The organism is Solirubrobacter deserti (assembly GCF_027587175.1).
Classification (GTDB): domain Bacteria; phylum Actinomycetota; class Thermoleophilia; order Solirubrobacterales; family Solirubrobacteraceae; genus Solirubrobacter; species Solirubrobacter deserti.
Window position 1 is genome coordinate 44067 of the sequence record NZ_JAPCID010000032.1, and the last position, 26578, is coordinate 70644.

The window sequence follows — 26578 nt, forward strand, 5'->3', positions numbered from 1 at the left end:
TCGACGGCCGTGGCGCCCCTGGCAGAATGAACGCTCTGATGCAGGTTCTCCGCCGTACCTTCACGCCGCGCGAGTTCCGCTACGTCGCATACACGGCGCTCGCGGTGTGCGCGATCATCGTGTTCAGCGGGGCGGCCGTGCGCGTGACAGGGTCGGGGCTCGGTTGCCCGGACTGGCCGCGCTGCGACGGCGCAAGCCTCACGCCCGAGCTCAGCACGCACTCGATGATCGAGTTCGGCAACCGGCTGATGACCAGCGTCGTCGCGCTGCCGTGCCTGCTCGCGGTGTGGATGGCGTGGCGCCGGCGTCCGTTCCGGCGCGACCTGCTGCTGATCGCGCTCACGCTGCCGCTCGGCGTCGCCGCGCAGGCCGTGTGGGGCGGCTTCACGGTCATCTTCGACCTGGCACCGGGCTGGGTGATCATGCACTTCCTGCTGTCGATGCTGCTGCTGGTCGCGAACGTCGCGCTGGCGTGGCGGGCGACGTTCGAGCCGGGCGCGCGGCCGCCGGCGCGCGACCGCCTGAGCGTGTGGTCGGTGCGTGCGCTGCTGCCATTGGGCTTCGCGTCGCTGACGGGCGGCACGATCGTGACCGCGTCCGGCCCGCACGCGGGCGGCGCGGGCACCGGCGACGTCGTCGAGCGCATCACCTGGCACGGACCCGGCGAGACGCTCAGCTGGGCGATCGAGCGTCACTCCACGACGGGCACGGTGCTCGGGCTGGCGGCCGTGGCGGTGTGGTTCATCGTCCGCCGGCGCGACAAGGACCCGCTGCTGATGCGGGCGATGACCGTGGTGTGCCTGTTGATTGCCTGCCAGGGCGCGGTCGGCATCGTGCAGTGGCAGCTGCACCTGCCCGCGGGGATCGTGTGGGTCCACGTCGTGCTGGCGACCGTCACCTGGATCGCGATCCTCGTCGCCGCCTCCGCGGCCGGGCGAATCCGGGTCCCGGCCCACGCGCCGGCGCGCGAACCGGCACCCGCGGAGTTGGCGGCCGTCTCCACGCCGCGATGACGCGGCGAAGCGTGCGAGTCTAGGCGGGTGGCCAACCGCGTCGTGATCACCGGCGGCAGCGGGTTCGTGGGCGCGAACCTCTGCGTCGGGCTCGCCGAACGACACCCCGAGTGGGAGATCGTCGCGTTCGACAATCTCAAGCGCCGCGGTTCGGAGCTCAACCTGCCACGGCTGCGGGCCGCCGGCGTGCGGTTCGTGCACGGCGACGTGCGCTCGCCGGGCGACGTGCAGGCGCTGCCCAAGGTCGACGCGATCGTCGAGTGCTCCGCCGAGCCCAGCGCGCTCGCGGGCGTGCACGACGCACCGGACTACCTCGTGCAGTCGAACCTGTTCGGCGCCTATCACTGCCTCGAGCTGGCGCGGCGCGACAGCGCACAGGTCGTCTTCATCTCGACCTCGCGTGTATACCCCTACGGGGCGCTGGACGCGCTGCCGTACCACGAGGTGGAAACCCGGTTCGAGCTCACGGACTCGCCCGGCGTCGCGGAGGACTTTCCGCTCGAGGGACCGCGGACGCTGTACGGCGCCACCAAGCTCGCCGCCGAGCACCTGGTCACGGACTACGCCGCCGTGCTCGGGATCCCGACGGTGATCAACCGTTGCGGCGTGATCGCCGGCCCCTGGCAGATGGGCAAGGTCGACCAGGGCGTCTTCACGTACTGGGTGCTCGCCCACCAGACGCAGCGACCGCTGAGCTACATCGGCTACGGCGGCGTCGGCAAGCAGGTCCGCGACCTCATCCACGTCGACGACGTCGTGGACCTGATCGACCTGCAGCTGAGCGCGCCGGACGAGTGGGCGGGCCGGCTCGTGAACGTCGGCGGCGGGCGCGAGATCTCGCTCAGCCTGGCCGAGACCACCGCGCTCTGCCGGGAGCTCACGGGGAACACGGTGCCGGTGGGGGTCGCCGACTCCGACCGCCCCGGCGACGTCCGCATCTACCTGACGGACGCGTCCCGCCTGTACGCCCTGACGGACTGGCGCCCGCGCCGCAGCGCCGCACAGACGCTCGAGGACATCGCCCGGTGGGTGCGCGAGCACGAGGCGCTGGTCGTTTCCGCGCTGACCGCCTCGTAGACTCGGATAGGGATGTCCACCGTGATCGTCACCGGTTCCGGGGGGCTTATCGGGTCGGAGGCAGTGGTGCATTTCGTCCAGGCGGGCCACGACGTGGTCGGCATCGAGAACGACATGCGTGCTCGCTTCTTCGGCTCGGACGCCTCGACCGCCCGCACCACCACGCGCCTGCAGGAGCAGTTCAAGGCCGAGTTCCGCAACGTGGAACTCGACATTCGCGACGCCGAGGGCGTGCTGCGGTTGTTCGAAGGCATCGGGTCCGACCTGGCCGCGGTCATTCACACCGCCGCCCAGCCCAGCCACGACTGGGCGGCCTCGGACCCGCCGACCGACTTCGGCGTCAACGCCAACGGCACGATGAGCCTGCTCGAGGCCACGCGCAAGGTCCGGCCCGAGGCGACGTTCATCTTCACCTCGACGAACAAGGTCTACGGCGACACGCCGAACCGCCTGCCGTTGATCGACGCCGGCGAGCGGCTCGAGCTGCCCGAGGATCACCGCTACTTCAACGGCATCGACACGTCGATGTCGATCGATGGGTGCATGCACTCGCTGTTCGGCGTGTCCAAGGCGGCGGCGGACCTGATGGTCCAGGAGTACGGCCGCTACTTCGACATGCCCACCGTGTGCTTCCGCGGCGGCTGCCTGACGGGCCCGCAGCACGCGGGCACGCAACTGCACGGCTTCCTCAGCTACCTCATGAAATGCACCGTCTCCGGCGACCCGTACACGGTCTTCGGCTACGACGGCAAGCAGGTCCGCGACAACATCCACACCAACGACGTGAGCGCCGCGATGGAGGCCTTCCACAACGCGCCGAAGGCCGGGGCGGTCTACAACCTCGGCGGCGGCCGCGGGCACAGCTGCTCGATGCGCGAGGCGATCGCCGCCTGCGAGCGCATCTCGGGCAACACGCTCAACTGGACCTACTCCGACCAGGCGCGGATGGGCGACCACCGCTGGTGGATCAGCGACGTGAGCGCGTTCGAGGCTGACTACCCCGAGTGGCGGCAGAGCTACGACCTCGAGTCCACGCTGCAGGAGATCCACGACGCCAACGTCGAGCGCTGGAGCACCGCCGCGGCGTGAAGCTGTCCGTCGTCATCCCGGCTCACAACGAGGCGCTCGTGATCGAGCCGACGCTGCGCGGCCTGATCGACGTGCTCGAGCGCCACATCGACGACTACGAGATTCTCGTCGTGGACGACGGCTCCAGCGACGGCACCGGTGCGGTGGTCGAGGCCGTGGGCGGGCGCGTGCGCTGCGTGCGCAACGACGGGCCGCACGGGTTCGGGTTCGCGGTCCGCTACGGGCTGGAGCGCTTCGAGGGCGACGCGGTCGTGATCGTGATGGCCGACGGCTCCGACGATCCGCGCGACGTGGTCCTCTACTACCGCGTGCTCGAGGCCGGCTACGACTGCGCATTTGGCTCGCGCTTCATGCCCGGCGCCGTCGTGCGCGACTACCCGCGGCTGAAGCTGCTCATCAACCGGGTCGTCAACCAGGGCATCCGGATGCTGTTCCGCCACGGCTACGGGGACACCACGAACGCGTTCAAGGGCTACCGGCGCGAGGTCATCGAGCACGTCCAGCCGCTGCTCTCGCACCACTTCAACCTCACGGTCGAGCTCCCGCTGAAGGCGGTCACGCGCGGCTTCAGCTTCGCGGTCGTCCCGACGTCGTGGACGAACCGCGCGGCGGGCGAGTCCAAGCTCAACCTCGAGGAGATGGGCAGCCGCTACCTGTTCATCGTGCTCTACGTCTTCCTCGAGTTGCACCTCAGCCGCGGCGACTACCGCCGCCCGGCCGGGAGCGTCATCGAGCGCCCCGCGCGGATCGCGGCCGGGGAGGAAGGGGGCCGTCCGCGACGCTTGCGCCACGCCGCCCACGCCCGCTCCCCGCGTCGCGGGTGATCGGGTGACGCTGCTGCGGCGCTGGCTGGGCCCAGCGGTATCCGTCGTGGCGCTGGCGGCGGTCGTCTACTGGATGGTCCATCAACCCGCACCACAGCTGCCCGACAGCGCCGCCGGCTTCAGCTGGCTGGCGCTCTCGCTCGGGCTCAGCCTCGGCGCGCTGGCGCTCCGCGGCTACCGCTGGCACCGGGTGATGGTGCTCGCGGACGTCGACCACAAGCGGACGGACGCGCTGGCGCTCACCGCGGTCGCGTACATGGGCAACAACGTGCTCCCCGCCCGCGGCGGGGAAGTGCTGAAGATCGCGATCCTCGGCACGCGCTCGGCCTCGCGCAAGCGCGAGATCCTCGGTTCGGTGGTGGCCGAGCGGCTGCTCGACGCCGTCGTGCTCGCCGGCATGTTCATCGTGCTCTCCTTCGGCCTGGCCGACTCGCCGACCGGCCCGGGCACAGCGGCGTTGTTCGGGGCGGTGATCCTGGCGGGCTTCGCGGCCCTGTTCGTCTACCTGCGCCTGCGCCGCAGCGGGCGGTTCGAGCGCTTCGCCGCGACGATCCGGCCCGTCGCGCGCGGCCTGCGCCTGTTCGCCCACCCGTCCGGGCTCCCGCTCGTGGGGCTGTCGATCCTGATCTGGGTGGTCGAAGGGCTCAACCTCATCGTCATCGTGCAGTCGATCGGGCTGTCGCTGAGCGTGCTGGACGGTGTCCTGATCATCGTCCTGGCCTCACTCGCGGCGGCGATCCCGGCAGCGCCCGGCTTCGCCGGCACCTACGACTGGGCGATGATCCTCGGGCTCAAGACCGCCGGCATCACCGGCGGCGCGGCGTCCGGGATCCTGATCCTCAGCCGCTTCATGTACTTCGTGCCGGCCACGGTCGTCGGCCTGATCGTGCTCGTCACGCGCTACGGCGGACTGAGCGCGGCGCGCCGCCGCCTCCAGGGCGAGCGGCGGCTTCCGGTTCACGGCTAGCTAGCCGACGCGGCACACCCGCACGGACGCACCGGTGATCGCGGCGCGCCACGGCTCGGGCAGCGCGTCGCCTGTCAGCGCCAGCTCGAGCGGCGTGCCGTCCGGCAACGCCCACGGCGTCGCATCCGCCTGGACGGTCGTGGCCAGGCGACGGAGCTTGAGGGCGCCCGCGCCCGTGGCCGTGAAGCGGTAGCGCGCGCCGGGCGCGAGCTCGGCTTCCTGCCCCGGCGCCGTCGTCGAGCAGGTGCCGCCGGCGCCCCCGGTCGCCGGCGTCAGGGCGAGCTGGTCGAGACCGGCCAGGGTCCCGTCGAAGACCTGGCGGGCCTCGTCGGGCGCGGCCCGCACCTCGTCCAGCGTCGGCGCGGGCGAGCCGAACTTGTCCGTGGCGCTGAAGTAGGAGACCGCCCTGATGCCGAGGGCGGGCGCGCCGACCTGCACTCCGGGCGCGACCTCGTTGCGCCGCAGCTCGAGCGCCGCGAGCTGCATCTTCAGCGGCTCGGCGTTGACCCGGTGGTTGAACGGGCCGTCCTTGAAAACGCTGAGCGAGGCGAAGCACGCCAGCGCCGTGACGGCGGCGATCGCCAGGCCGCCCGAGCGCGTGACGGCGGTCCGGCCGAGGGCCGTCACGGCGATCAGGAGCAGCAGCGCGGCGCTGATGTGCACGTAGCGCGACGTGTCTGGCGCCTGCTGAAGGCCCGCGCGGCCGGAGCCGATCAACATCGCGCAGGCCGCCAGCCCGAGGAGGAGCGCGACCAGTCGCGGACCGACCGCGACGCGCCCGCTGCGCACGCCGAGGACGAACGCGATCCCCGCCGCGAGCATCAGCGGACGGCCCCAATCGATCCCGAGGGCGCCGAAGCCGCCGAAGCCGGCCGCGACCATGTCGACTCCCCAGCGCACCGCCGCCGACGGGCTGGTCAGCGAGCCATGGTCCCCGCCGCCGTAGCCGAACAGGCTGACCGCGACCAGCAGCGCCGGCACGACGATCACCCACACGCGGCGCCAGCGCCGCTCGTCCCACAGGATCTCGATCAGCGCGATGCCGAGGAACGGAAGCCCGAGCCCGCTCGACATGGTGGACAGCACCAGCGCGGCGCAGGCCAGCCAGTCGCGCCGGTCGTCGAGGGCCAGTAGCGCCACGATCCCGAACAGCACCGAGCCGATGAACCCGATCTGGAACGGCCACATCACGTCCTCCCAGGCGGCGCCGAGGAAGATCATCAGCGCGGCTGGGACCAGGGCCAGGTGCGCGCCGACACGCCGCCGGGCGTACAGGAACACGACGATCCCCGTGGCGATGTGCATGAGCGCGACCAGCACCTGGAACGGCGTGACGCTCGTCATCCCGAAGACGGCGAGCTGCGCCTTGTAGGCGAAGACGGGGACGGCCGAGGGGTGCTCGTTGTGCGGCGCGAAGAACGTCTCGAGCGAGACCCCGCGCCGGTGCAGCAGGAACGCCCACTCGTCGCCGAAGAAGAACAGGCCGTCGGCGGCGCGCCGGATCGTCACGAAGGCCAGCACGCTGAGCGCGGCGAGCACCAGCCACGGCGTGCGCGGGTGCTCCCACGCGCGCTGGGCGCGCGCCTGGGCAGTCGCGCGGGCGGTCGTGACGGAGTTCACGGTTCAGGCGACCTCGCGCAGGCGGCCCGTGTTCACGTCGTAGACGAACCCGCGCGCGTTCTTGTGCGGGATGAACGCGCTGTTGCGGATGCGATTGAGCGAGTTGCGGACCTCGGCGTCGAGGTCGGAGAACGACTCGGGGGACCACGGCGGCTTCATCCCGGTCTCCTGCCGCAGGTTCTCGCGGAACTCGTCGTCGGTGAAGGTGAGCATTCCGCACTCGGTGTGGTTGATCACGAGGATCTCGCGCGTGTTGAGCTTGCGCTGGGAGATCGCGAGCGAGCGGATCACGTCGTCGGTGACGACGCCGCCGGCGTTGCGGATGATGTGCGCCTCGCCGTTGCTGAGGCCGAGGATGGCGAAGATGTCCATGCGCGAGTCCATGCACGTGACCACCGCGACCTGCTTGCGCGGAGGCGTCGGCAGATGCCCGCTGTCGAAGCGGATCGCGTACGCCTGGTTGTTGATCAGGAACTCGTCGGTCGCGCTCATCGCCGATCAGCCTAGACTGCTCGCTTCATGCCCGAGTTGATCGAGGGACCGTCGCGCGTCGAGGCGGCGGGCACCAAGCCGAAGCTGATCGACGAGTACGTCGGCCGGGTGAACACCGGCGAGGCCCGGGTGAGCGTCGCGCACATGCGCTCGCCCGCCGGCTGGGTCGAGCCGGGGCAGCGTCCCGACTTCGACGAGTACACCGTCGTCCTCAACGGCCGCATCGAAGTCGAGCACGAGGGCGGCACCTTGTCCGTGCCCGCCGGCCAGGCCGTGCTGACCCGCGCCGGGGAGTGGATCCGCTACTCCACCCCCGAGGGCGCGGAGTACCTCGCCGTCTGCCTGCCCGCGTTCGCCCCCGACACCGTCCACCGCGACGAGTCGTGAAGGGCTCCGCCATCGGCGTCGTGGTGCACCCGCGCCGCGACAGCCGCGAGCACATGGGCTGTGTCGTGCGCTGGGCCGATGGCCACGGGATGGAGGTGCGCACGCTGGTGGAGGCGCGTGACCTCGTGCCCGACGGCGTCCGGACCGTCCCCGAGCACGAGCTCGCGGTCGACGCCGGCCTGGTGATCGGCCTCGGCGGCGACGGCACGATCCTGCGCGCGCTCAAGCTCGCCACCGCGGAGGACGTCCCCGTGCTGGGCGTCAATCTCGGGCGGCTCGCCTTCCTGGCCGAGGTCAACCTCGACGAGCTCGCCATGGCGCTCGACCGCATCGACCGTGGCGAGCACTGGCTCGAGGAGCGCGCCGTGATGACCGTCAGCGGCACCTGCTTCCCGATGCGGATCAGCTCGTTCAACGACTCCGCCCTCACGCGCATTCCCGGCAACGGCCCCGCGGCCCTGGCCGTCGAGGTCGAGGGTGAGATCTTCGCGCGCTACACCGCGGACGCGCTCGTGATCGCGACGCCCACCGGCTCCACCGCCTACTCCTTCGCGGCCGGCGGGCCGATCGTCTCGCCGCGCCACCGTGGTCTGCTGGTGACGCCGGTCGCGCCGCACGCGGCCTTCGACCGTGCCGTGTTCCTGCACCCGGAGGAGCGGCTGCGCGTGCACGTGCTCGAGCGGTCCGCCCCGCTGCTGCTCGAAGCGGACGGCCAGCGCGTGGCCGAGCTCACGGACGGCGACTGCATCGAGTTCTCGCTCGCCGACCACCCGGCCCGCATCCTGCGCCTGCACGCGCAGGGCTTCTACGAGCGCGCCCGCAAGAAGCTCCAGATCACGGACTCGTCCGAGCTGGCGCCGCGCTAGTCCGCGTAGCCGCGCGGGTGGGCCTGGAACCACTCCCATGCGTCGCGGACCATGTCCTCCAGCGACTTCGTCGGTTCCCACCCCAGCCGCTCCCGGGCGCGTTCGATGGCCGCCACCAGGTTCGGCGGGTCACCGGCCCGCCGCGGCCCCTCGAGCACGGTGAAGTCCACCCCCGTCACGGTCTTCGCCGCCGCCACGACCTCGCGCACCGAGTAGCCACGCCCCGAGCCCAGGTTGATGATCTCGTGCCGGCCCGGCTCGGCGCGGTCCAGCGCGAGCAGGTGCGCGCGCCCGAGGTCCTCGACGTGGACGTAGTCGCGGACCGCGCTCCCGTCGGGCGTCGGGTAGTCGGTGCCGTGGATCTCGACGCTGCCGCGGCGGCCGGAGGCGGCCCACAGCACGAGCGGGATCAGGTGGGTCTCGGGCTCGTGGTCCTCGCCGAGGTCGCCGCTCGCGCCCGCGACGTTGAAGTAGCGCAGCGAGATCGCGCCCAGGCCGTGGGCGCGCGCCTCGTCGGCCAGCATGCGATCCATGGCGAGCTTGGAGTTGCCGTAGGCGTTGACCGGCGCGGGCGGCGTGTCCTCGGTGATCGGGACGTGGGCGGGCTCGCCGTAGGTCGCGCAGGTCGAGGAGGCGACGAGGCGGCGCACGCCGGCGGCGCGCATCGCGTCGAGCAGGTTGAGCGTGGAGACGACGTTGCCGCGGTGGTAGCGCTGGGGCTCGGCCACGGACTCGGCGACGAGGGCGAGCGCGGCGAAGTGCAGGACGCCGTCGAAGCCGGCGGTGAGCACGCGGGTGGTCGCCTCTAGGTCGAGCAGGTCGACCGGCTCGAAGCGCACGCCGTCCGGGATCGCGCCGCGGTGGCCGCGGTAGAGCGAGTCGAGCACGGTCACGTCGTCGCCGCGGTCCCGAAGCTGGCGCGCGGCGATCGAACCGATGTAGCCGGCTCCCCCGGTGACGAGGACTCGCATAGGGGCAGCGAGGCTAGCGTGTGGCGGCGATGAAGCGGCGAGGGCGGGAGCGACGAGGACGGCCGGCGCCGGCGCCCGTCGCGGTGCGCACCGAGTTCGCCCAGGCGGAGATCGTCGCCGAGGCGTCCGCGCGGACGCTGTTCCTCGACGGGCGCGAGGCGGGCGTGGTCGATCTCGACGACCCGCGACGGCTCGTGTTCGCCTACATGCGGCGGATCGCGGATCTGATCGACGCCTTCCGCCCGTCCGGCTCCGCGATCGACGTGTTCCACGTCGGCGGCGGGGCGTGCGCGCTCCCGCGCTATGTCGAGGTCACGCGGCCGCGCTCACGGCAGCTCGTCTGGGAGATCGACCCGGGGGTCGTGGCGCTGGCCCGCGAGCACCTCGGCCTGCGCCACTTCCCGCGCCTGCGCGTGAAGGTCGGGGACGCCGCCGAGCTCATCCGGGCCCGGCCCGACCGCTCCGCCGACCTGGTGATCGGGGACGCGTTCGACGGGCCGCACGTGCCCGCGCCGCTTTCCACGCCGGCGTTCGCCGCCCAGGTGCGACGCGTCCTGCGTCCCGCCGGCGTCTACGCGCTCAACGTGATCGACATCCCGCCGCTGGAGGAGGTCAAGCTCCACGACGCGCTCCTGCGGGACGCGTTCACGCACGTGGCGTGGGTCGCGCCGCCCGGCGTGCTGCGCGAGCGCGCGCCCGGGAACGTCGTGCTCTTCGGCTCCGACGTGCCGCTCCCGCTGGACGCGCTCCACCGCGCCGCCGCGGCCGCCGTCCCGCGCGAGCAGCTCCTGGTCAGGGCTTGACCGCGACGCCGATCACCGACGTCCCCGCCGGCCAGACCTTGCGCGCGGCGGAGGTCGCCGAGCCCAACGCGATGAAGGCCTGGTTGACCAGCGGCGGCAGGTCCGGGAACTCCGCCGACTGATCGACGTCCGCGGCCCGCCGGCGCTTGCGCAGAAGGCCCGCCGGGATCATCTCCGGGAACAGGTACGAGAGCTCCTGCACGCGCAGGCCGGCGGCCTCGATCGGCGCCCGCAGCGTGTTCTTCCTGTAGCGCCGGTAGTGCCCCAGTGCCGTGTCCCAGCCCGACCACAGCGACGGCAGCGCCGGCACGGTGACCACGATCGTCGCGCCCGGGTCCATCCTGGCCGCGAGCTCGGCCATGAACGTGAAGTCGTTCTCCTGGTGCTCGAGCACGTCGAGCAGCGCGAGGTAGCCCGCGCCGTCGTAGTGGGCGGCCGCGTTGAGGTTGGCCTCGCGGCCGAACTCGGCCTCCAGGTGCGTGACCAGCGACTCCAGCGGCTCCACGAACCGGTACTGCGCCTGCGGGCGGTCCTCGCGCAGGTAGTGGCCCGCCAGACCGATGCCGGCGCCGACGTCCACGAACGTGAACGGCCCGCCGGCCGGCAGGAACTCGCGTACGGCGCGCCAGCGCACGCGCTGCCAGAAGAACTCGCGCGACTGCTCGAGCTGGCGGTGCAGGTGGGACTCGAGCGCGTCGCTCACGGTCTTCGCTCCAGCTGGGCGAGCGAGATCGCCCGGTTCTGGGCGAACACCGAGAACAGCAGCACGAGGTTCCCCATCGCGGTGAAGGACAGCACGATCATCAGCAGCAGCGTGTACGTCGCCCAGCCCGGAATGGCCTCGTCGGTGAAGAGCTTGACCAGGATCACGCTGAACGCGGCCAGCGCCGTGAGCGCGAGCGTCACCGTGAACGTGATCAGGGCGCGGAGCACGATCCGGTCGGTGAACGGCATCAGCATCGAGAGCCCGTGCAGCAGCAGCTTGCTGTAGCCCATCTTCGAGCGGCCCGCGTAGCGCTCCCCGCGCGCGCACGGGACATAGGCGACCGGCAGGTTGAGCGCGATCAGCGCCGCGGAGTAGCTGAGGTCGAATTGCGGGTGCGAGAGCAGATGGCGGGCCACCCACCCGCGGTATGCGGCGAAGTTGCCCGTGCGCACCACCACGCCGGTGAGCAGCCGGAAGCCGAGCTTGAAGAAGAAGTAGCCGACCCGGAACAGCGGCGGCTCCGAGCGCGACGTGCGGCGGGCCATCACGATCGCGCGTTCGCTCGTCTCCGCGCGCAGCTCGTCGATCAGGCGCGGGAGATCCTCGGGCTTGTCCTCGCCGTCGGCGTCCAGCGTCACGATCACGTCTTCGTCCCGGATCTCGGGCGCCATGGTGCGGATGGCGTAGACGAGCGCCCGCTGATGGCCGAGGTTGAACGGCGGCTCGACGACGTCGACGTCGTCGAGCTCGTGCAGCGCCGCGATGGCCGGATCACGCCCGGCGCTGTCGTCGGCCACGACGATCCGCGCACCGTGCTGCGCGAGCCGCTCGCGCAGGATCAGAAACGACGGCACGTCGAAGTAGACCGGCGTGAAGATCCAGAGCCGGCTCGTCACGGCGCCCGTTCTACCAGAGGCGCCGGTTGACGCGGGCGGGGCGCTACCGGACGCGGATGGTGCCCGTCATGCCCCGGTGCAGCGTGCACGCGTAGCTGACGGTGCCGTTCTTGGTGAACGTGCGCTTGAAGGTGCCCTTGGTCATGACCTTGGACTTGAAGCCTGAGCCGACGACGTCGTGGCCGTGCTTGCCGACCCAGCGCCAGGTCACCGTGCCGCCGCGGGCGACGGTGGCCGTCTTCGGGGTGAAGACGTTGTCGCCGACGTTGACCGTGACGCGCTTGCGCGCGATCGACGCCTTGCTCCTGGCCGCCGGGCGCAGCGTGACGGTGCGGGTCGTCGTGGTGCCCTCCACGGTGAAGCGGACCGTGACCTTCAGGCGGCCGAGCCGGTTGAGCGCGGCCTTGCCCTTCGCGTTGAGGGCGAGGCTGAACTTCTTCGTCGCGCCGGCGGCGACGGAGTAGGTCGCGCGGCCGACGCGCGTCGGCTTGGCCCTCGCCTTCAGCGCCGCGAGCGTCTCCACGGTCACCGCGGCGCCCGCCGAGCCGCCCTTGATCGAGCCTGCGACGGCCTGGCCGCGCTGGGAGGCGGCGACCGTGAGCGTGGGCGCGGTGGCGGCGCCGGGCGCCGGGCCGGTCGTGTCGGTGGGGCCGCCGCCCGCGGGCGGGTTCGCGCCGCCGGCCGGGACCGTGGCCGTCGGGGTCGGAGTGGGCGTGCTCGTGGACGGCAGAGAGCCGTCGGCGTTCGCGACCGTGACCTTGCCCGTCATCGTGACGTGGTCGTCGCACACGAACTGGTACACGCCGGGCTGGGAGAACGTGCACTCCCCGGCCCAGCCGACGTCCTCGGACGTGGCCGGCAGGACGCGGCCCGTGGGTCCGGCGCCGTCACCCGCGGTCTGTGTGCAGACGACGCCGTCACGCTCGAAGCGCACGTTGTGAGCTTCGTTGCCCTGCTCGTAGGAGAACTTCAGCTTGCCGTTGAGCGCCAGCGTGGAGCTCCCGGGCGTGAAGAGGTTGTCGGTGACCGCGATGTCGATCGACGCCTGCGGCGTCTGCGCCTGCGCGATCGCGACCGCACCTGCGAACACCGCGATGATCACTGCCCCGAGTCGTACAACGGCCATGCCGAACCTCTCGTCAAGGTACCTTTACAAGCTTCGTCCGGGATCCTAGCTGGCCGGATTGCCGGGGTATACGCACCGCGACCGCGCTAGGTTGAACGGATGGCCGACGCCACCCAGTCCCTGCTCGCGGCCGGCTTCGTCGAGACGGTCTTCCACTGCCCGGCCTGCGGCGTCTCCGGCATGTCGCTCTCGCGCCCGGCCGCGCTGCTCGACCGCACCTGCGCCGACTGCAACGAGCCCGTCGTCACGACGGTGCTGGACCGCTTCGCCCGCTAGCGCGCCGGTGTTTCACCGCCGGTCCGCGATGAGCAGACCGACGGCATGGGACGCGACGACGACAACATCGGAACGGGCACGTCGGGTCGTTCGACCGACGTCGGCGGCAGCCACAGCGGCGGCAAGGCGGGAGACGATCCCGCGGACGCCCTGCGCAACCCCGATCCGGACATCGAGCACGACGCGCAGGGCGACGCGTCGAGCAGCGGCCCCGACAGCGGCACGCCGGACGACCTAAAGCCGGGCAAGCGCCGCACGATCGGGCAGGACGAGGACGCCGGGGCGAGCAGCGGCGTGCCGGGCGAGACCGCGAGCGACTGACTCGGCGACTCGCCGGTCAGCGCACGAACCACGCACAAACCGGGGAATTGCGGGGCGGCGCGACGGTGCCGGCGAGCACTTCCATCGGCGCGCGAGATGGTTGATCATGCACGGGCCGCTTCCTCCTCTCAATGGCGGGGCCGCGCCCGCCGACACGGGCGCGGCGCTCCGCCCGTGGCGGTTGTCCGCCACACGGCTGGGCGGGCACCTCCCTATCGCCGAGGCGCGCGCTCCCGGAAGCTCGACGGCATGGACCTGCATGCCCTCGAGATCAGCTTCGACCTTGTCGCCCCGCGCGGCGACGAGCTCGTGGAGCGCTTCTACGCCGACCTGTTCGCGACCGCGCCCGCGGTCGTCCCGCTGTTCGCCGACACCGACATGGCCCGCCAGCGCCAGATGCTGCTGTCCGCGCTCGTGCTGCTGCGCCGCAGCCTGCGCAACCTGGAGGCGATCGTCCCGACGCTGCGCGAGCTCGGCGCCCGCCACGTTGCCTATGGCGCACGCTCCGCGCACTACCCGATCGTGGGCAGCGTCCTGATCGGCGCGATGGCCGAAGTGGCCGGCGACGCGTGGATGCCTGAGTACACGCGCGCGTGGAGCGAGGCCTTCGAGCTGATCGCGCAGACGATGATCGAGGGCGCCGCCGAGGTCCGGATCGCCGCGGCGGCTTAACGCCGAAGGGCCGGCACGACGGCCGGCCCTCCAGCTCCTCCCACGACGGCGGGCTACCAGCCGCCGCCGAAGCCGGGCACCTCAGGCTGCTGGGGCTGCTCCTGGGTCTGCGTCTGGGTCGTCGTCGGGCGCTCGCCGAGCTTGACCGTGAGCGTCTGCTGCTCGCCGTTGCGCGTGATCTTCAGCTCGACCGAGTCGCCGGCCTTGTGGTCGTCGACGAGCGAGGACAGCGCGCTCGAGTCGTCGACGCTCTTGCCGCCGAGCTCGGTGATCACGTCGCCCTGCTGCAGTCCGGCCTCCGCGGCGGGGCCGCCCGCCGTGACCGTGCCGACCTGTGCGCCGGCGCCGTTGGCGTCACCGGTCTGCACGCCGAGGTAGGCGTGGCTGACCTTGCCGCTCGCGCGCAGCTGGTCGACCACCGACTTGACCGTGTTGGACGGGATCGCGAAGCCGATGCCGACGTTGCCGGCCTGCCCGCTCGCCGTCGAGCCCGTGGACTCGATCTGCGAGTTGACGCCGATCACCTGGCCCTGGGCGTTGAACAGCGGGCCGCCCGAGTTGCCGGGATTGATCGCCGCGTCGGTCTGGATGACGTCGTCGATCGAGAAGCCGTTGGGCGAGGAGATCTCGCGCTGCAGCGCGCTCACCACGCCGACCGTGAGCGTGCGGTCCAGGCCGAAGGGGTTGCCGATGGCGTACGCGTCGTCGCCGACCTCGACCGAGCTCGAATCAGCGAGTTCGAGCGCCTTCAGGTTGCTGGCGCTGACCTTCAGCAGCGCCAGGTCGGTCGAGGCGTCCTCGCCGACGAGCTCGGCGTTGAGCGTCTTGCCGTCGCCGACCTTGGCCTTGATCTGGCCGTTCGCGCCCTCGATCACGTGCGCGTTGGTGACGATGTAGCCGTCGCTGGAGATCACGAAGCCCGAGCCCGTGCCCGAGCCGGTCGTGATGTAGGCGACCGAGTCCTTGGAGGCCTGGTAGACGTCGTGCGGGGACAGGGCGGTCCCCGTTGCGGTGGCGGTGGCGGCCACCGGCCGCGTGTTCGTGACGGTCTGGACGGAGGGGGAGTCGTCGTGCAGTGCGGTGGTAGCGACGGCGCCCGCGCCACCGCCGATCACCGCCGCGGCGGCGAGGGGGAGGAGGGGCTTCACAAGCTTCATGCTCAGCATGGTCGTCCCGGCCCCTGAGCGCTTCCTTCGCGGTCGCTAAGCCGTCCTTCGCGCGTTAATAAGAAGCTCGCAAACCACGAGCCTCCCGGTCGCTGAACGCACCGCGGGCATGTCAGGTGGAGGCGACGGCATCCCGATGATGAGCAGTCCCGTAGTGTTGACATGCGCCGGTTCGCTCGCTTTTGGGGCGCCCAGCGAACGCGTGCGGGTCCGGGGGCGCTCGACGACGAGCCCCCGCACCCCGGCGCGCTCGCCGATCGTACGTGGGAGCTGATGGTCCGCTCTTGGCCCGCGCTGGCGCGCACTGAGATCACCGTCTCGGGCGTCGCCGACCCGTCCGCGCTGGAGGCCATCGAGCACGAGGTGCGCAGCGCCCGCGCGCGCGGCGACGCGGTCACGCTCGACCTCCGCGGGCTGGAGTCGTGTCCGCCCGGCTTCGCAGTTCGGCGCCCAGACGCTCATGAAGCGGGGTAATGAGCGTGTGTTGCGCCGTGAAGATGTCCTCGACCTCCGCCTCCGCTCGGACACCGGGCTCGCCGACGCGTTGGCGTTCGGCCTGCGCGCCCTGTCGCTGCGCTCCTCCCGCGGCCTCGTCATCCTGCTCGGCGACCGAGAGGCGCTTCCGCCGGCGGCGATCCGCGAGCTCGTCGACGCCCAGCGGCTGATCGGGCAGGACGGGCGGCGCTGTGCGCTCGTCATGCCGGATGCCTGCGCCGTCGCGTTCGCCCTCACGCACGGCGCCACACCGCCCTCCGTCGGCACGCACGACGAGGCCCGCGCCCTGCTCGGCCGCGGCCAGCCCGAAGCCGGTGTGCGCCGCCTCGACGACGGACGCCGCGTGCACATCACGCTCTACAGGGAGCTCGACCTGGCCGGCGTCACAGCCATCCGCGCTGAGCTCCGGTCCGCCCTCGCCCACGCCCGCGCCGGTTGCACCTTCGTCTTGGACCTCGCCGGCCTGCTGTTCGCCGACGCGCACGGCCTCGAGGCCCTCACCCGCGTCGCGGTCCGCGCGCAACTGGCGGGCGCGACCGTCGAGGTCGTCAACGCCTGCCCCCAGGTCCGTGGCCTGGCCTACCGCCTCGGCTGGCACGAGCACCTGCCCGGCGTCGGCGAGGGCACCGACGGCGCCGGCCGGCCGACCACCCGCTCCGCGGTCATCGCCACCGATCTGCACGGCACGGTGTCCTACTGGAACGACGCGGCGGATCGGCTCTACGGCTGGTCGGCCGCCGAGGTCCTCGGCCGCCCCATCACCGAGCTCACGGTCCACCCGACCGACGAGTCCGCCGCCCAGACGATCATGTCGACGGTCCGCGGCCACGGCGCCTGGGAGGGCCGCTTCTCGGTCCGCCGCCGCAACGCCACCCACTTCGACGCGCGCGTGCGCAACACGACGATCGAGAACGGGCTGGGGGCGCCGATCGGCCTGGTCGGCTTCTCGACGCCCCTGACGGAGCTCACGCCCGTCTAGATCGGCGTCAGCTCACCCTCCAGGTGGCCGTGGACGGCGAACCGGTCCTCGGCCTCACCGAAGGAGACCTTCGAGGGCAGCAGGATCGGCTGCTTGAAGCGCACCTCGACCGCGAACGCGTCCGGGAGCCGCAGCGAGGCGAGGCAGCGCGCCTTCGTCCACATGCCGTGGGCGATCGCGCGCGGGAACCCCAGGGCCTTGGCGCTGAGCGCGTGCAGGTGGATCGGGTTGTGGTCGCCGGACACGGACGCGTAGCGGCGGCCGAGGTCGTCCGCGACGCGCCACTGGGCGGTCACGGGCGGCTCCTCGAAGGCCGGCGGCTTGGGGGCGGACTCGTCGCCGCCGCCGCGCTTGAGGTTCGTGGAGAAGCCCTGCCAGACGAGCTCGTCGCGCACGCGGGCCTCGGTGACGAAATCGAAGGTGCGGCCGCGGCGGTGCGGCTCGAAGCCCTCCACTCGCGCGGTCAAGGACAGCGGCTCGCCCAGCAGCAACGGGCGCTGCTGCACGATCCGGTTCGCGATGTGGACGACGCCGACGGCGCTGAAGGGGGCGCGCGCGAGCAGCGTCATGTGCAGCGGGAACGCGAGCACGTGCGGGTAGGTCGGCGGGAGCTCGTCGCGCAGCGTGAAGCCGCACAGGTGCGCGTAGTCGGCGAGGTGGTCGGCGTCCACCGTGAGCTCGCGCGTGAGCACGTCGCTCGGTAGACCGGAGCCGCGGCCCGGAAGGGCGGCACGCAGGGTCGTCAGCATCAGGCCCCCAGCAGCGACTGGCCGCACACGCGGACGACGTTGCGGTCCACGCCCGAGCCCGCGAGCCACGCGACGGTCTCGGCCACGTCGACCGGCAGCCCGCCCTGGCGCAGCGAGTTCAGGCGGCGCCCCACCTCGCGCACGCCGACCGGCATCGCGGCGGTCATCTTGGTCTCGATGAACCCGGGCGCGACGGCGTTGATCGTGATGCCGCGGTCGAGCTCGATGTCCGTCACGAGGTCGAGCAGTCCCGCCTTCGACGTCGCGTAGTTCGTCTGCCCCGCGTTGCCGGCGATCGCGCTGAGCGAGGACACGCAGACGATCCGGCCCTCGTCGCGCAGCACGGGCACCAGCGCCTCGGTGATCCGCTCGGGCGCGAGCAGGTTGACCTCCATCAGCGACTGCCAGCGATCCTCGGGCATCTTCGCCAGCGTGCGGTCCTTGGTCACGCCCGCGTTGTGGACGAGGATGTCGAGCCCGTCCGCGAAGCGCTCAGCCAGCCGCTCCGGCGCGTCCGGAGTCGTGATGTCCAGCTCGAGCTCCGCGTCGGCCAGGTCCAGGCGCACCACGTGCGCGCCCTCGCGCTCGAGGACGTCCGCGATCGCCGCGCCGATTCCCCGCGAGCCGCCCGTCACCAGGGCGGTCCGGCCCGCGACCGGCTTGTGCTTGTTGGTCCCGACACGGATGACCTGGCCGGAGACGTACGCGGACCGGGGCGTGAGCAGGAACTTCAGCGTCGCCCCGATGCGCTCTTCGGCGCCCTCCTCGACGTGCACCAGGTTCACGGTCACGCCGCGCGGCCCGAGCTCCTTGCCCAGCGAGCGCGTGAAGCCCTCCAGCGCCCGTCGCTCGCCGCCGAGCACGACCACACGGCCGGACCGCTGCAGCCGCCCGACGGTCGGATGAAAGAACCGCTGCAGCTCGACGAGCTCCGCGGACGTCGAGATCCCCGTCGCGTCGAACACGAGCGCCTTGAACCGGTGGTCCGCGGGCGCGGCGGGATTGAACACGGCCGCGTCGAGCCCGGCCCGTGCCGCCAGCTCGCGCACCGGGTCGTCCAGCGCGGTGGCGCTGTCCGCGCGCAACTCGGCCAGCACGCGCGCGGCGGCCTCGGCGAGCCGCCCGGCGCCGCCGAGCAGCACCCGGCCGCCCACCGCGGACGACCCGCGGTCGAGCTCCACGGGCTGCGGGAGCCCGATCCGCTTGCCGACCGTCGAGGTGACCGGCATCCGCATCAGCTGCGTGTAGAGATCGGCCATCGCCTACTTCTCCAGGATCGCGACGACACCCTGGCCGCCCGCCGCGCAGATCGAGATCACGCCGCGGCCGGAGCCCTTCTCGTTGAGCGCCTTGGCCAGCGCGGCCACGATCCGCCCGCCCGTCGCGGCGAACGGATGGCCCGCGGCCAGAGACCCACCGTTGACGTTCAACCGATCGTCCGGGATCTCGCCCAGCGGCGCATCCAGCCCGAGCCGCTCGCGCGCGAACACCGGGTCGCGCCACGCCCGCCGCGTCGCCGCGACCTGCGCCGCGAACGCCTCGTGGATCTCGAAGAGGTCGAAGTCGTCGAACGCCAGGTCGTTGCGGCCGAGCATCCGCGGCATCGCGTAGGCCGGCGCCATCAGCAGCCCTTCGCCCTTGTGCACGTGGTCGACGGCCGCCGTCTGCGCGTCCACGAAGTACGCCAGCACCGGCAACCCACGGGCCGCGGCCCACGCCTCGCTCGCCAGCAGCACCGCAGAGGCGCCGTCCGAGAGCGGCGTCGAGTTGCCCGCGGTCATGGTCCCGTCCTCACCGCCGAACACCGGCTTGAGCTTCGCCAGCTTCTCCACCGACGAATCGGGCCGCAGGTTCTGATCGCGCTCGAGCCCCAGGTACGGCGTGAGCAGATCGCCGAAGAAGCCACGGTCGTACGCGGCCGCGAGCTTCTGGTGCGAGGCCGCCGCGAGCTCGTCCTGCTCCTCACGGGTGACGCCCCAGTCGCGCGCCATCACGGCCGTGTGCTCGCCCATGGAGAGCCCGGTGCGCGGCTCGGAGTTCCGCGGGATCTCCGGAACCACCTGGCCCGGCCGCAGCCGCGTCAAGGTCCGCGCGCGCGAAGGCAGCGACTTCGCGCGGTTGAGGTCGAGCAGCACCTGCCGCAGGTCCTCGTTGACGGCGATCGGCGCGTCGGACGCGGTGTCCACGCCGCCGGCGATCCCCACGTCGATCTGGCCCAACGCGATCTTGTTCGCGACCGCGATCACGGTCTCCAGCCCCGTGCCGCACGCCTGCTGGATGTCGTAGGCGGCGGTCTCGGGCGCCAGCTTGGAGCCGAGCACGGCCTCGCGCGTGAGGTCGCGATCGCGCGCGTGCTTGAGCACGGCGCCCGCGACCACCTCGTCGACCCGCTCGCCCTCGAGCCCGAAGCGCTCGACGAGCCCGTCCAGCGTCGCGGTGAGCATGTCCTGGTCGGACGCGTGCGCGTAGGGACCGTTCGCGCGCGCGAACGGGATCCGGTTGCCGCCGACGATGGCGACGCGGCGTGTGTTCATCGTGTCCTCTTCAGTCCGGGTTCGATCGTGCGAATCAGCAGCTCGGCGGTGCGCTCGGCGCTCATCGCGCCCGTGCGCAGCCACCAGCGGCCCAAGGCTTCGGCGGCGCCGAAGATCGCCACCGACAACGGCTCCACCGCGCGGCTCTCCGTGCGCGACGCCAGCGCGGCCGTGACCATCGCCTCCATCCCGTCGCGGTACTCGGTCACGCGCGCGGCGATCTCGCCGCCCGACGGCAGCGAGTCGTCGTGCAGCATCAGCCAGGCGTCGCGGTCCGCGTCCAGGAAGCCGAAGAAGGCGTGGATGCCGTCGCGCAGCGCCTCGGCGGCGTCGGAGGCGTTCGAGACCGCGGACACGACGTGCTCGGTCAGGGCGTCCGCGGCGGGCTTCATGCAGGCCAGGAACAGCTGTTCCTTGTTGCCGAAGTAGTTGTAGAGCAGCGGCTTGGTGACGCCGACCGCGGCCGCGACCTGGTCCATCGTCACGGCCGCGTACCCGTGCGCCGCGAACAGCGCACGCGCCTGGTCGAGCGTCTGCTGCTCCCGCTCGGCGCGGGGCAGACGCGTTCTCATGCCGGAACTTGCTCCTGCTCGTCGGCCACCAAGCGCGCGTCGCCGAGCGCGGTCTCCGGCACGCCGAACGCGTCGACGAGGTCGCGCACGTGCGGGCGCAGCTCGCCGCACAGCGTGTTGACGGCCTTCACGACGCCCTTCGAACGCGTCGCCGACAGCCGGCCGTGCTCCTGGAAGTAGCCGCGCTCGGCCTCGATCACCGACAACGCGTAGAGCGTGCACAGCTTGCTCAGCAGCGCGTTGCCCTTCGCCGCCTCGACGAACGACTCGAGGATCACGAGATCCACCCACGAGCGGGCGACGTCGAGCACGTGGTCCTGCGTGTCCACGAGGACGTCGAACGGGTCGCGCTTGGCGTCGATGCCGCCCTTCAGCCGCCGCGCCGCGCCGGCGAGCAGGTGCTCGTGGCGCCAGCGGAACAGGTCCAGCTGCGTCTTGTGGGCGAGCAGGTCGGCGTCGTCGTCGCGGCCGGGGAGCAGCGAGTCGGCAAGCTTGCGCAGCGGCACGCGCTCGCTCAGCACGCTCAGCGCCTGGCCGGCCACGAACTGCGCCATGCCGAGCTTGTCGAGCTCCCCGAACGCGTCCTTGTAGTCCGTGAGCAGGTTCTTGGCCGCGAGCTGCAGCAGGATCGTGTTGTCGCCCTCGAAGGTCGTGAACACGTCCGTGTCGGCCTTCAGCGACGCGAAGCGGCTGGAGCGCAGATAGCCCGCGCCGCCGCACGCCTCGCGGCAGCCCTGGATCGTGTCCGTCGCGTGCCAGGTCGCGATCGCCTTCACGCCCGCGGCCAGCGTCTCCAGCTCACGGCGCTCGCGCTCGGGCGCGTCCTCGTTGGTGAACACCGCGTGCAGGTCCTCGACCAGGCGCAGCTGCGTGAACGACAGCGCGTACGTCTTGGCCAGCGGCACCAGCAGGCGCCGCTGGTGCGTGCGGTAGTCCATCAGCAGCGCTTCCTCGTCGCCGCCGGGCGGGCCGAACTGGCGCCGCTCCAGCGCGCGCCGGACCGCGATCGTCAGCGCGACCTTGGACGCGCTGATGGACGCGCCGCCGACGCTGATGCGGCCCTGAATCAGGGTCCCGAGCATCGTGAAGAAGCGCCGGGTCGGGTTCTCGATCGGGCTGAAGTAGGTGCCGTCCGCGTGCACCTGCGCGAGCTTGTCGAGCAGGTTCTCGCGCGGGACGCGGACGTTGTCGAACCACAGGCGGCCGTTGTCGACGCCGTTGAGGCCGAGCTTGGCGCCGCAGTCCTCGATCCGCACGCCGTCGCACGGCTCGCCGTCCTCGTCACGGATGGGGACGAGCAGCGCGTGCACGCCGCGCTCCTCGCCGCCGGTGATCAGCTGTGCGAAGACGACCGCCAGCCGGCCGTCGCGGGCGGCGTTGCCGATGTAGTCCTTGCGCGCGTCGTCGTCGGGCGTGTTGACGACGAACTCCTGCGTCTGCGGATCGTAGGTCGCGGTCGTGCGCAGCGCCTGCACGTTGGAGCCGTGGCCGGTCTCCGTCATCGCGTAGCACCCGGGCAGGTCCATCGCGCCGACGTCGCGTAGGTAGCGCGCGTGGTGCTTCTCGGTGCCGAGGTGCAGGATCGCGCCGCCGAACAGGCCGAACTGGACGCCGCACTTGACCAGCAGGGACAGGTCGCCCATCGCGAGCGTCTCGAACGCGGTCACACCCGCACCCGGATCGTTCTTGCCGCCGTACTCGACGGGATAGCCGATCGCGGTGTCGCCCTCGGACGCGAGCTCCTTGGTCCACTCGAGCACGCGAGCGCGGTGTTCCTCGATCGGCAGGTCGTCGGCGGGTTCGTTGCCCGGCTGCGACAGCCACCACCGCACCCGCTCGCGGGTCGCCGTGTGGGGGCCGTCGAGCAGGGCGCGCAGGGTTTCGGCGGTGCTCATGCCTCTAGGGTTACCCGCCTATAAATTTATAGGCCGGTATGTGTGCGCACCCGCACATCCTCGGGATCGCTCAAGTCGCGTCCGGCGGATGCCGAAAGACCTCTTGATGCGCTTCCCGCTCGCCCTCCTTGCGCTGCTTTTGGCCGCACCCGCCACCGCCCACGCCGCTGAGGGCGACATCATCGTGACCCGCGAGCCCGGCACGACCGCCGCGGAGGTCCGCCAGGACGCCGACGTCGCGCTCGTCAAGCCGCTCGGCATCGAGCACACGGAACTGGTCGAGCCGCGCGACGGCGACGTCGCCGGGGCGCTCGCCGAACTGCGCGCCGACGAGGACGTGGTCTTCGCCGAGCCCGACAGCGTCGTCTCGATCTCGGCGCTCGTCGCCCCGGACGACCTGCTCTTCAGCGCCCTGTGGGGCCTGCGCAACATCTTCGCCGTCGACGTGTGGGCGCGCACCGAGGGCGCCGACGTGCGCGTCGGCGTCGTCGACACCGGTGTCGACGGCACCCACGAGGACCTCGCCGGCCAGGTCGTCGGCGGCTACGACTTCGTCTCGCGCGACGCCGTCGCGCAGGACGGGCACGGCCACGGCACGCACGTCGCCGGCACGATCGCCGCGCGCGGCCGCAACGGCCTCGGCGTGATCGGCGTCGCTCCGGCGGCCAAGATCGTCCCGCTGCGCGCGCTCGGCAACGACGGCAACGGCTACATGAGCGACATCGCCGCCGCGTTCGACTACGCGGGCGACCAGGGCCTGAAGATCGTCAACGCGTCGCTCGGCGGCGGCTACGCGCGCGTGCTGGAGACCGTGATCGGGTCGCACCCGAACACCCTCTACGTCGTCGCGGCCGGCAACGCGGGCCAGGACAACGACAATCGCACCACCGCGAGCTACCCGTGCGCGCTGCCGCAGGCGAACATCGTCTGCGTGGCGGCCAACGACAGCCGCGACCGGATCGCCTCCTTCTCCAACTACGGCGCGCAGACCGTCGACATCGCCGCCCCCGGCGTGGGCGTGCGCTCGACCGTGCCGGGCAACCGCTACGAGTCGATGAACGGCACCTCGATGGCTTCGCCCCACGTCGCCGGCGCAGCCGCGCTGGCGCTCGCCGCCAACCCGTCGGCGACGGCCGCCCAGCTCAAGTGGGCGCTCCTGGGCTCGGTCGACGCCGCTCCCTCCTTCACCGGCAAGTCGCTGACCGCGGGCCGCCTCAACGCGCCGGCCGCGGTCGCCGCGATCACCGGCACGCTGCCCACCGCGCCGGCGACGGTCGCGCCCGTGGCGCCGCCGGCCGAGCCCGCTCCGTCCGAAGCCGTTCCGACGCCCGAGGCCCCCGTCTCCCCGGCGCCCGAGACACCCGTCGCTCCGGCGGACCCGGCGCCGGCCGCGCCCGCTCCGCCCGCGAGCCCGGGCGCCGACGCGCCGCCCGTCACGATGGCGCCGCGGCTGAGCGGACTCGCGGTCGCCGGCACGCTCAAGCGCGCCAGCGGCAGGCTGCGCGTGTCGTTCCAGCTCAACCTGCCCGCCACGGTGCGCTTCACCGTCACGGCCAAGGGCAAGCGCGTCGCCACCTGGACGCGCAAGGGCCAGGGCGGCGGCAACCACTTCACGCTCACGCGCCGGCTGCCGACCGGCAAGACCCTCAAGCGCGGCAGCTACAAGCTGGCGGTGTCGCTCAGCGCAACCGCGCAGGCGTCCGCTTCGCTCCGCGTCCGGTGATCCGGCGCGGCAGCGGGACCGGGGACAGCCTGTCCGCGGCCGCGCCGGCGAACGCCCGGGGCTCGAGCTTGCCCGCCAGCCCGATCAGCTCGTGCCGTTCGGCGGGCGTGAGCTTGTGCGCGCGCCGCACCAGCTGAGCAGCGCGGCGGCGCTCGGGAGGAGTGAGCGCGCCAAGATGACGGCGGGCGAGCAGCGCGAGCTGCAGGATCGCGATGACCTTGAACAGCGGCAGGCGGCGGACGAGGCTGAGCATCGAGGCCGAGGCTACCCAGCTCAAGTACGCCGCAGCCAAGCCGATCACCCGGAAGGCTCCATGCTCGCCGTGCCCCCATCGCCGCTGCCGTCGCTCGCGCTGCTGCCCGAGGCCGCCGTCGTACTCGCGCCGGGTGGGCTCGTGCTCGTGTCCAGCCCGCCGGCCGACGAGCTGTTCCGCTGCACGCCGGTCGGCCGCTCGCTGGCGGATCTCGTCACCGACCCGGCGCGGCTGTGGGCGGCGGTCGAGGGGCTCGCGGCGGGCGCGCACGTCGCGGCGGTGCCGCTGGAGGGCGTGCGCGCGGACGGCGTGCCGTTCGGCCTGGACGCGAGCGTGCGCGTGCTCGAAGGCGGCGGCGTCTTGTGCGTCTTGCGCGAGCTCGACACGCAGATCACGACGTCGCTGGAAGCCGCCTTTGACCACATGCCGATCGGCATGGCGCTGTTCAACGCGGACGGGCAGGTCGTGCGGCTGAACCCGGCGATGTGCGCGCTGCTGGGTCGCCCGGCCGAGGAGGTGCTCGGCGTGCGCGACCAGGAGTTCACGCACGAGGACGACCGTGCCGCGGACGTCGACGCCGCGTGGCGGATCCTGCGCGGGGAGATGCACAGCTGGCAGTGCGAGAAGCGCTACGTGCGCCCGGACGGCGAGATCGTGTGGACGTTCGCGAACCTCACGTTCGTACGCGACGAGTACGGACGCCCGCTGTGCTGGGTCGGCCAGTTCCAGGACATCACCGAGCTGCGCCGGCTCGCCTCGCGCGACCCGCTGACCGACGCGCTCAACCGGCGTGCGTTCGACGCCGAGCTGTCGCGCTGCCCGGCGGGCGCGCTGCTGCTGCTCGACCTCGACGGCTTCAAGGACATCAACGACGTCCACGGTCACGAGGCCGGCGACGAGGTCCTGCGCGGGATCGCGGGCGTGGTCGGCGGGCGCCTACGCCGCGACGACGTGCTCGCCCGTCTCGGTGGCGACGAGTTCGCCGTGCTGCTCCCGCGCTGCCCGATGGACGAGGCTGCGAGCGTGGGCGCGGACCTGCTCGCGCTGATCGCCGCGCGCCGCTTCGAGTTCGACGGCGTCGAGCGCGGCGTGACGGCCTCCATCGGGATCGCGCCCGTCGGTGCCGACACACTCGCGGCGGCCGATCGCGCCATGTACGACGCGAAGGCCGTCGGCGGCGGCCGCGTGCGGATTCACCGCGCGCTGTAGTCCGACCAGCCGCCGGCCGTGCGGGCCGTGATGACGCACGTGCGCTGGCTGCCGCGGCCGGTCCAGCGGGCGCGGACCTTCGCTCCCGCCGGGCCCCAGCGGCCGCGGTCGCAGCGGCCGGCGGGCGTGACGCGCGGCGTGCGGATCGCGTACGGCGCGAGGCGCTCGGGCAGTGGGCCGGTCAGCAGCGCGAGGTGCGGGAGCACCCGCTCGGCGACGTCGGCCGGGCCCTCTCCGCACAGGCGCCGCTGCGTCTCGCCGCCCCAGCTGACGACGCCCGCCTGCTGGAGCACGCCTTCGCGCGTCACCAGCACCGGGCTGCCGCTGTCGCCGGGGCAGGCCTGGGCCTTGTTGGCCGTCGGGTCCTGCGTGCACAGGTGCAGCGAGGGCGCCAGCAGCCGCTTGAAGTAGCCCTTGCAGGTGGCGGCGGGCAGGACCTGCTGGTTGGCGGAGCGGGGCGCGTCGGACACGTCGCTCGCGGGGCCGGTCATGCCGCGCCCGATCGTGACCGTCGCCTCGCCGTCGGCGGGCGCCGTGGTGGCCAGCGGCAGCGGCGCGACGTCGGTGACCGGCCGGCGCAGCACGATCACGGCCACGTCGCGGACGGCGGCCGACGCGTTGACGTCCTCGGGCGCGACCGGGCTCGGGATGACCCGGTAGCGCTCGGAGAAGTAGGTCCCGCGCCACGCGCGAGCGCGCCCGCCGACGATCACGCGGAAGCTCCCGGGCCGCGCGCCCTGGACGCAGTGCGCCGCCGTGAGCACCCGATCGGGGGCGATCAGGCTGCCGCCACAGAAGTGGCCGCCCTGGCTCAGTGACACGAACGCCGGCAGTTCGGCGGGGGTGCCGTGGAAGATCGACGCGGAGGCGAGCAGGACGCTGGCGAGCATGAGATCC

General features: G+C 72.4%; 29 protein-coding genes. 15 read left to right on the plus strand and 14 right to left on the minus strand.

Annotated features, from left to right (window positions below; genetic code table 11):
* The first annotated feature begins 38 nt into the window (after positions 1-38).
* From OJ962_RS21060 to OJ962_RS21080, 5 genes are read left to right on the plus strand one after another with little or no spacing between them, the layout of a single operon-like run.
* Positions 39-1013, plus strand: coding sequence for a COX15/CtaA family protein (locus OJ962_RS21060; RefSeq protein WP_202955021.1), 975 nt, complete (start codon positions 39-41; stop codon positions 1011-1013).
* 27 nt (positions 1014-1040) lie between these two features.
* Entirely contained in the window at positions 1041-2090 is a 1050-nt protein-coding gene (locus OJ962_RS21065; RefSeq protein ID WP_202955022.1) for an NAD-dependent epimerase/dehydratase family protein, read from the plus strand.
* A gap of 12 nt (positions 2091-2102) precedes the next feature.
* Complete coding sequence (locus OJ962_RS21070) at positions 2103-3179, plus strand: NAD-dependent epimerase/dehydratase family protein (RefSeq protein WP_238931598.1); 1077 nt, start codon at positions 2103-2105, stop codon at positions 3177-3179.
* The gene (locus OJ962_RS21075) at positions 3176-4003 is read left to right on the plus strand and encodes a glycosyltransferase family 2 protein (RefSeq protein WP_202955023.1); all 828 of its coding nucleotides are present in this window, start codon (positions 3176-3178) and stop codon (positions 4001-4003) included. The genes OJ962_RS21070 and OJ962_RS21075 overlap by 4 nt, the downstream gene beginning before the upstream one ends.
* 4 nt (positions 4004-4007) lie before the next feature.
* Positions 4008-4970 (plus strand): lysylphosphatidylglycerol synthase transmembrane domain-containing protein, encoded by a 963-nt coding sequence (locus OJ962_RS21080; protein WP_202955024.1) that lies wholly within the window; start codon positions 4008-4010, stop codon positions 4968-4970.
* Here the strand turns inward: OJ962_RS21080 and OJ962_RS21085 are convergent, their stop codons facing one another.
* Positions 4971-6590, minus strand: a complete 1620-nt coding sequence (locus OJ962_RS21085; protein ID WP_202955025.1) for a hypothetical protein — start codon at positions 6588-6590, stop codon at positions 4971-4973. It lies immediately after the preceding gene.
* Positions 6591-6593: 3 nt separating this feature from the next.
* A complete protein-coding gene (locus tag OJ962_RS21090; RefSeq protein ID WP_202955026.1) occupies positions 6594-7082 on the minus strand; it encodes a beta-class carbonic anhydrase in 489 nt (162 codons plus the stop codon).
* Positions 7083-7109: 27 nt separating this feature from the next.
* On the opposite strand from OJ962_RS21090, the gene OJ962_RS21095 reads away from it, so the two are divergent.
* On the plus strand, positions 7110-7469 hold the full coding sequence (locus OJ962_RS21095; RefSeq protein ID WP_202955027.1) for a cupin domain-containing protein: 360 nt from the start codon (positions 7110-7112) through the stop codon (positions 7467-7469).
* Positions 7466-8335 (plus strand): NAD(+)/NADH kinase, encoded by an 870-nt coding sequence (locus OJ962_RS21100; RefSeq protein ID WP_202955028.1) that lies wholly within the window; start codon positions 7466-7468, stop codon positions 8333-8335. The genes OJ962_RS21095 and OJ962_RS21100 overlap by 4 nt, the downstream gene beginning before the upstream one ends.
* On the opposite strand, the gene galE is transcribed toward OJ962_RS21100, so the two are convergent.
* A complete protein-coding gene (gene galE, locus OJ962_RS21105) occupies positions 8332-9306 on the minus strand; it encodes a UDP-glucose 4-epimerase GalE (RefSeq protein WP_202955029.1) in 975 nt (324 codons plus the stop codon). The two genes, OJ962_RS21100 and galE, sit on opposite strands and share 4 nt — an antisense overlap.
* 29 nt (positions 9307-9335) lie before the next feature.
* Between galE and OJ962_RS21110 the strand changes: the two genes are divergently transcribed.
* Positions 9336-10109 (plus strand): spermidine synthase, encoded by a 774-nt coding sequence (locus OJ962_RS21110; RefSeq protein WP_202955030.1) that lies wholly within the window; start codon positions 9336-9338, stop codon positions 10107-10109.
* On the opposite strand, the gene OJ962_RS21115 is transcribed toward OJ962_RS21110, so the two are convergent.
* From OJ962_RS21115 to OJ962_RS21125, 3 genes are read right to left on the minus strand one after another with little or no spacing between them, the layout of a single operon-like run.
* Positions 10099-10812 carry a methyltransferase domain-containing protein gene (locus OJ962_RS21115; protein WP_202955031.1) on the minus strand — a complete coding sequence of 238 codons (714 nt, stop codon included), beginning with the start codon at positions 10810-10812 and terminating at the stop codon, positions 10099-10101. The genes OJ962_RS21110 and OJ962_RS21115 overlap by 11 nt on opposite strands.
* Complete coding sequence (locus tag OJ962_RS21120) at positions 10809-11711, minus strand: glycosyltransferase (protein WP_202955032.1); 903 nt, start codon at positions 11709-11711, stop codon at positions 10809-10811. The genes OJ962_RS21115 and OJ962_RS21120 overlap by 4 nt, the downstream gene beginning before the upstream one ends.
* 43 nt (positions 11712-11754) lie before the next feature.
* Entirely contained in the window at positions 11755-12837 is a 1083-nt protein-coding gene (locus tag OJ962_RS21125; protein WP_202955033.1) for a cupredoxin domain-containing protein, read from the minus strand.
* 99 nt (positions 12838-12936) lie between these two features.
* Between OJ962_RS21125 and OJ962_RS21130 the strand changes: the two genes are divergently transcribed.
* The 3 genes from OJ962_RS21130 to OJ962_RS21140 all read left to right on the plus strand — a co-directional run bounded on the left by OJ962_RS21130 (position 12937) and on the right by OJ962_RS21140 (position 14106).
* The gene (locus OJ962_RS21130) at positions 12937-13113 is read left to right on the plus strand and encodes a hypothetical protein (protein ID WP_202955034.1); all 177 of its coding nucleotides are present in this window, start codon (positions 12937-12939) and stop codon (positions 13111-13113) included.
* Positions 13114-13158: 45 nt separating this feature from the next.
* The gene (locus OJ962_RS21135; RefSeq protein WP_202955035.1) at positions 13159-13434 is read left to right on the plus strand and encodes a hypothetical protein; all 276 of its coding nucleotides are present in this window, start codon (positions 13159-13161) and stop codon (positions 13432-13434) included.
* 249 nt (positions 13435-13683) lie between these two features.
* Positions 13684-14106 (plus strand): globin family protein, encoded by a 423-nt coding sequence (locus OJ962_RS21140; protein WP_202955036.1) that lies wholly within the window; start codon positions 13684-13686, stop codon positions 14104-14106.
* 53 nt (positions 14107-14159) lie between these two features.
* Here the strand turns inward: OJ962_RS21140 and OJ962_RS21145 are convergent, their stop codons facing one another.
* Complete coding sequence (locus tag OJ962_RS21145) at positions 14160-15263, minus strand: S1C family serine protease (RefSeq protein WP_202955037.1); 1104 nt, start codon at positions 15261-15263, stop codon at positions 14160-14162.
* A 282-nt stretch (positions 15264-15545) separates the two neighbouring features.
* On the opposite strand from OJ962_RS21145, the gene OJ962_RS21150 reads away from it, so the two are divergent.
* Positions 15546-15746, plus strand: a complete 201-nt coding sequence (locus tag OJ962_RS21150) for a hypothetical protein (RefSeq protein WP_270006578.1) — start codon at positions 15546-15548, stop codon at positions 15744-15746.
* 10 nt (positions 15747-15756) lie between these two features.
* Complete coding sequence (locus OJ962_RS21155) at positions 15757-16746, plus strand: PAS domain-containing protein (protein ID WP_202955039.1); 990 nt, start codon at positions 15757-15759, stop codon at positions 16744-16746.
* Here the strand turns inward: OJ962_RS21155 and OJ962_RS21160 are convergent.
* The 5 genes from OJ962_RS21160 to OJ962_RS21180 are packed head-to-tail and all read right to left on the minus strand — an operon-like array spanning position 16743 to position 22496.
* Positions 16743-17495 (minus strand): MaoC/PaaZ C-terminal domain-containing protein, encoded by a 753-nt coding sequence (locus OJ962_RS21160; protein ID WP_202955040.1) that lies wholly within the window; start codon positions 17493-17495, stop codon positions 16743-16745. The genes OJ962_RS21155 and OJ962_RS21160 overlap by 4 nt on opposite strands.
* A complete protein-coding gene (locus OJ962_RS21165; protein ID WP_202955041.1) occupies positions 17495-18754 on the minus strand; it encodes a 3-oxoacyl-ACP reductase in 1260 nt (419 codons plus the stop codon). Before OJ962_RS21165 ends, OJ962_RS21160 begins: the two co-directional genes overlap by 1 nt.
* Before the next feature lie 3 nt (positions 18755-18757).
* Positions 18758-20029: an acetyl-CoA C-acetyltransferase gene (locus OJ962_RS21170; protein ID WP_202955042.1), complete on the minus strand. Its 1272-nt coding sequence runs from the start codon at positions 20027-20029 to the stop codon at positions 18758-18760.
* Positions 20026-20601, minus strand: a complete 576-nt coding sequence (locus OJ962_RS21175) for a TetR/AcrR family transcriptional regulator (RefSeq protein ID WP_202955043.1) — start codon at positions 20599-20601, stop codon at positions 20026-20028. Before OJ962_RS21175 ends, OJ962_RS21170 begins: the two co-directional genes overlap by 4 nt.
* A complete protein-coding gene (locus OJ962_RS21180) occupies positions 20598-22496 on the minus strand; it encodes an acyl-CoA dehydrogenase family protein (RefSeq protein ID WP_202955044.1) in 1899 nt (632 codons plus the stop codon). Before OJ962_RS21180 ends, OJ962_RS21175 begins: the two co-directional genes overlap by 4 nt.
* An 88-nt stretch (positions 22497-22584) precedes the next feature.
* Between OJ962_RS21180 and OJ962_RS21185 the strand changes: the two genes are divergently transcribed.
* The gene (locus OJ962_RS21185; protein ID WP_202955045.1) at positions 22585-24219 is read left to right on the plus strand and encodes a S8 family peptidase; all 1635 of its coding nucleotides are present in this window, start codon (positions 22585-22587) and stop codon (positions 24217-24219) included.
* On the opposite strand, the gene OJ962_RS21190 is transcribed toward OJ962_RS21185, so the two are convergent.
* A complete protein-coding gene (locus OJ962_RS21190) occupies positions 24176-24472 on the minus strand; it encodes a hypothetical protein (RefSeq protein ID WP_202955046.1) in 297 nt (98 codons plus the stop codon). The two genes, OJ962_RS21185 and OJ962_RS21190, sit on opposite strands and share 44 nt — an antisense overlap.
* A 60-nt stretch (positions 24473-24532) precedes the next feature.
* On the opposite strand from OJ962_RS21190, the gene OJ962_RS21195 reads away from it, so the two are divergent.
* On the plus strand, positions 24533-25681 hold the full coding sequence (locus OJ962_RS21195) for a sensor domain-containing diguanylate cyclase (protein ID WP_202955047.1): 1149 nt from the start codon (positions 24533-24535) through the stop codon (positions 25679-25681).
* On the opposite strand, the gene OJ962_RS21200 is transcribed toward OJ962_RS21195, so the two are convergent.
* Complete coding sequence (locus tag OJ962_RS21200) at positions 25666-26571, minus strand: S1 family peptidase (protein ID WP_202955048.1); 906 nt, start codon at positions 26569-26571, stop codon at positions 25666-25668. The two genes, OJ962_RS21195 and OJ962_RS21200, sit on opposite strands and share 16 nt — an antisense overlap.
* Positions 26572-26578: the final 7 nt, after the last annotated feature.

Excerpts from the sequence above, each read along its gene's own strand:
- OJ962_RS21090 (WP_202955026.1), bottom strand. The coding sequence starts at position 7,082 with ATGAGCGCGACCGACGAGTTCCTGATCAACAACCAGGCGTACGCGATC.
- galE (WP_202955029.1), bottom strand. The coding sequence starts at position 9,306 with ATGCGAGTCCTCGTCACCGGGGGAGCCGGCTACATCGGTTCGATCGCC.
- OJ962_RS21180 (WP_202955044.1), bottom strand. The coding sequence starts at position 22,496 with ATGAGCACCGCCGAAACCCTGCGCGCCCTGCTCGACGGCCCCCACACG.
- OJ962_RS21170 (WP_202955042.1), bottom strand. The coding sequence starts at position 20,029 with ATGAACACACGCCGCGTCGCCATCGTCGGCGGCAACCGGATCCCGTTC.
- OJ962_RS21195 (WP_202955047.1), top strand. The coding sequence starts at position 24,533 with ATGCTCGCCGTGCCCCCATCGCCGCTGCCGTCGCTCGCGCTGCTGCCC.
- OJ962_RS21160 (WP_202955040.1), bottom strand. The coding sequence starts at position 17,495 with ATGCTGACGACCCTGCGTGCCGCCCTTCCGGGCCGCGGCTCCGGTCTA.
- OJ962_RS21145 (WP_202955037.1), bottom strand. The coding sequence starts at position 15,263 with ATGAAGCTTGTGAAGCCCCTCCTCCCCCTCGCCGCCGCGGCGGTGATC.
- OJ962_RS21175 (WP_202955043.1), bottom strand. The coding sequence starts at position 20,601 with ATGAGAACGCGTCTGCCCCGCGCCGAGCGGGAGCAGCAGACGCTCGAC.
- OJ962_RS21140 (WP_202955036.1), top strand. The coding sequence starts at position 13,684 with ATGGACCTGCATGCCCTCGAGATCAGCTTCGACCTTGTCGCCCCGCGC.
- OJ962_RS21185 (WP_202955045.1), top strand. The coding sequence starts at position 22,585 with ATGCCGAAAGACCTCTTGATGCGCTTCCCGCTCGCCCTCCTTGCGCTG.
- OJ962_RS21095 (WP_202955027.1), top strand. The coding sequence starts at position 7,110 with ATGCCCGAGTTGATCGAGGGACCGTCGCGCGTCGAGGCGGCGGGCACC.
- OJ962_RS21070 (WP_238931598.1), top strand. The coding sequence starts at position 2,103 with ATGTCCACCGTGATCGTCACCGGTTCCGGGGGGCTTATCGGGTCGGAG.
- OJ962_RS21150 (WP_270006578.1), top strand. The coding sequence starts at position 15,546 with ATGGTCCGCTCTTGGCCCGCGCTGGCGCGCACTGAGATCACCGTCTCG.
- OJ962_RS21200 (WP_202955048.1), bottom strand. The coding sequence starts at position 26,571 with ATGCTCGCCAGCGTCCTGCTCGCCTCCGCGTCGATCTTCCACGGCACC.
- OJ962_RS21060 (WP_202955021.1), top strand. The coding sequence starts at position 39 with ATGCAGGTTCTCCGCCGTACCTTCACGCCGCGCGAGTTCCGCTACGTC.
- OJ962_RS21110 (WP_202955030.1), top strand. The coding sequence starts at position 9,336 with ATGAAGCGGCGAGGGCGGGAGCGACGAGGACGGCCGGCGCCGGCGCCC.
- OJ962_RS21190 (WP_202955046.1), bottom strand. The coding sequence starts at position 24,472 with ATGCTCAGCCTCGTCCGCCGCCTGCCGCTGTTCAAGGTCATCGCGATC.
- OJ962_RS21125 (WP_202955033.1), bottom strand. The coding sequence starts at position 12,837 with ATGGCCGTTGTACGACTCGGGGCAGTGATCATCGCGGTGTTCGCAGGT.
- OJ962_RS21135 (WP_202955035.1), top strand. The coding sequence starts at position 13,159 with ATGGGACGCGACGACGACAACATCGGAACGGGCACGTCGGGTCGTTCG.
- OJ962_RS21130 (WP_202955034.1), top strand. The coding sequence starts at position 12,937 with ATGGCCGACGCCACCCAGTCCCTGCTCGCGGCCGGCTTCGTCGAGACG.
- OJ962_RS21165 (WP_202955041.1), bottom strand. The coding sequence starts at position 18,754 with ATGGCCGATCTCTACACGCAGCTGATGCGGATGCCGGTCACCTCGACG.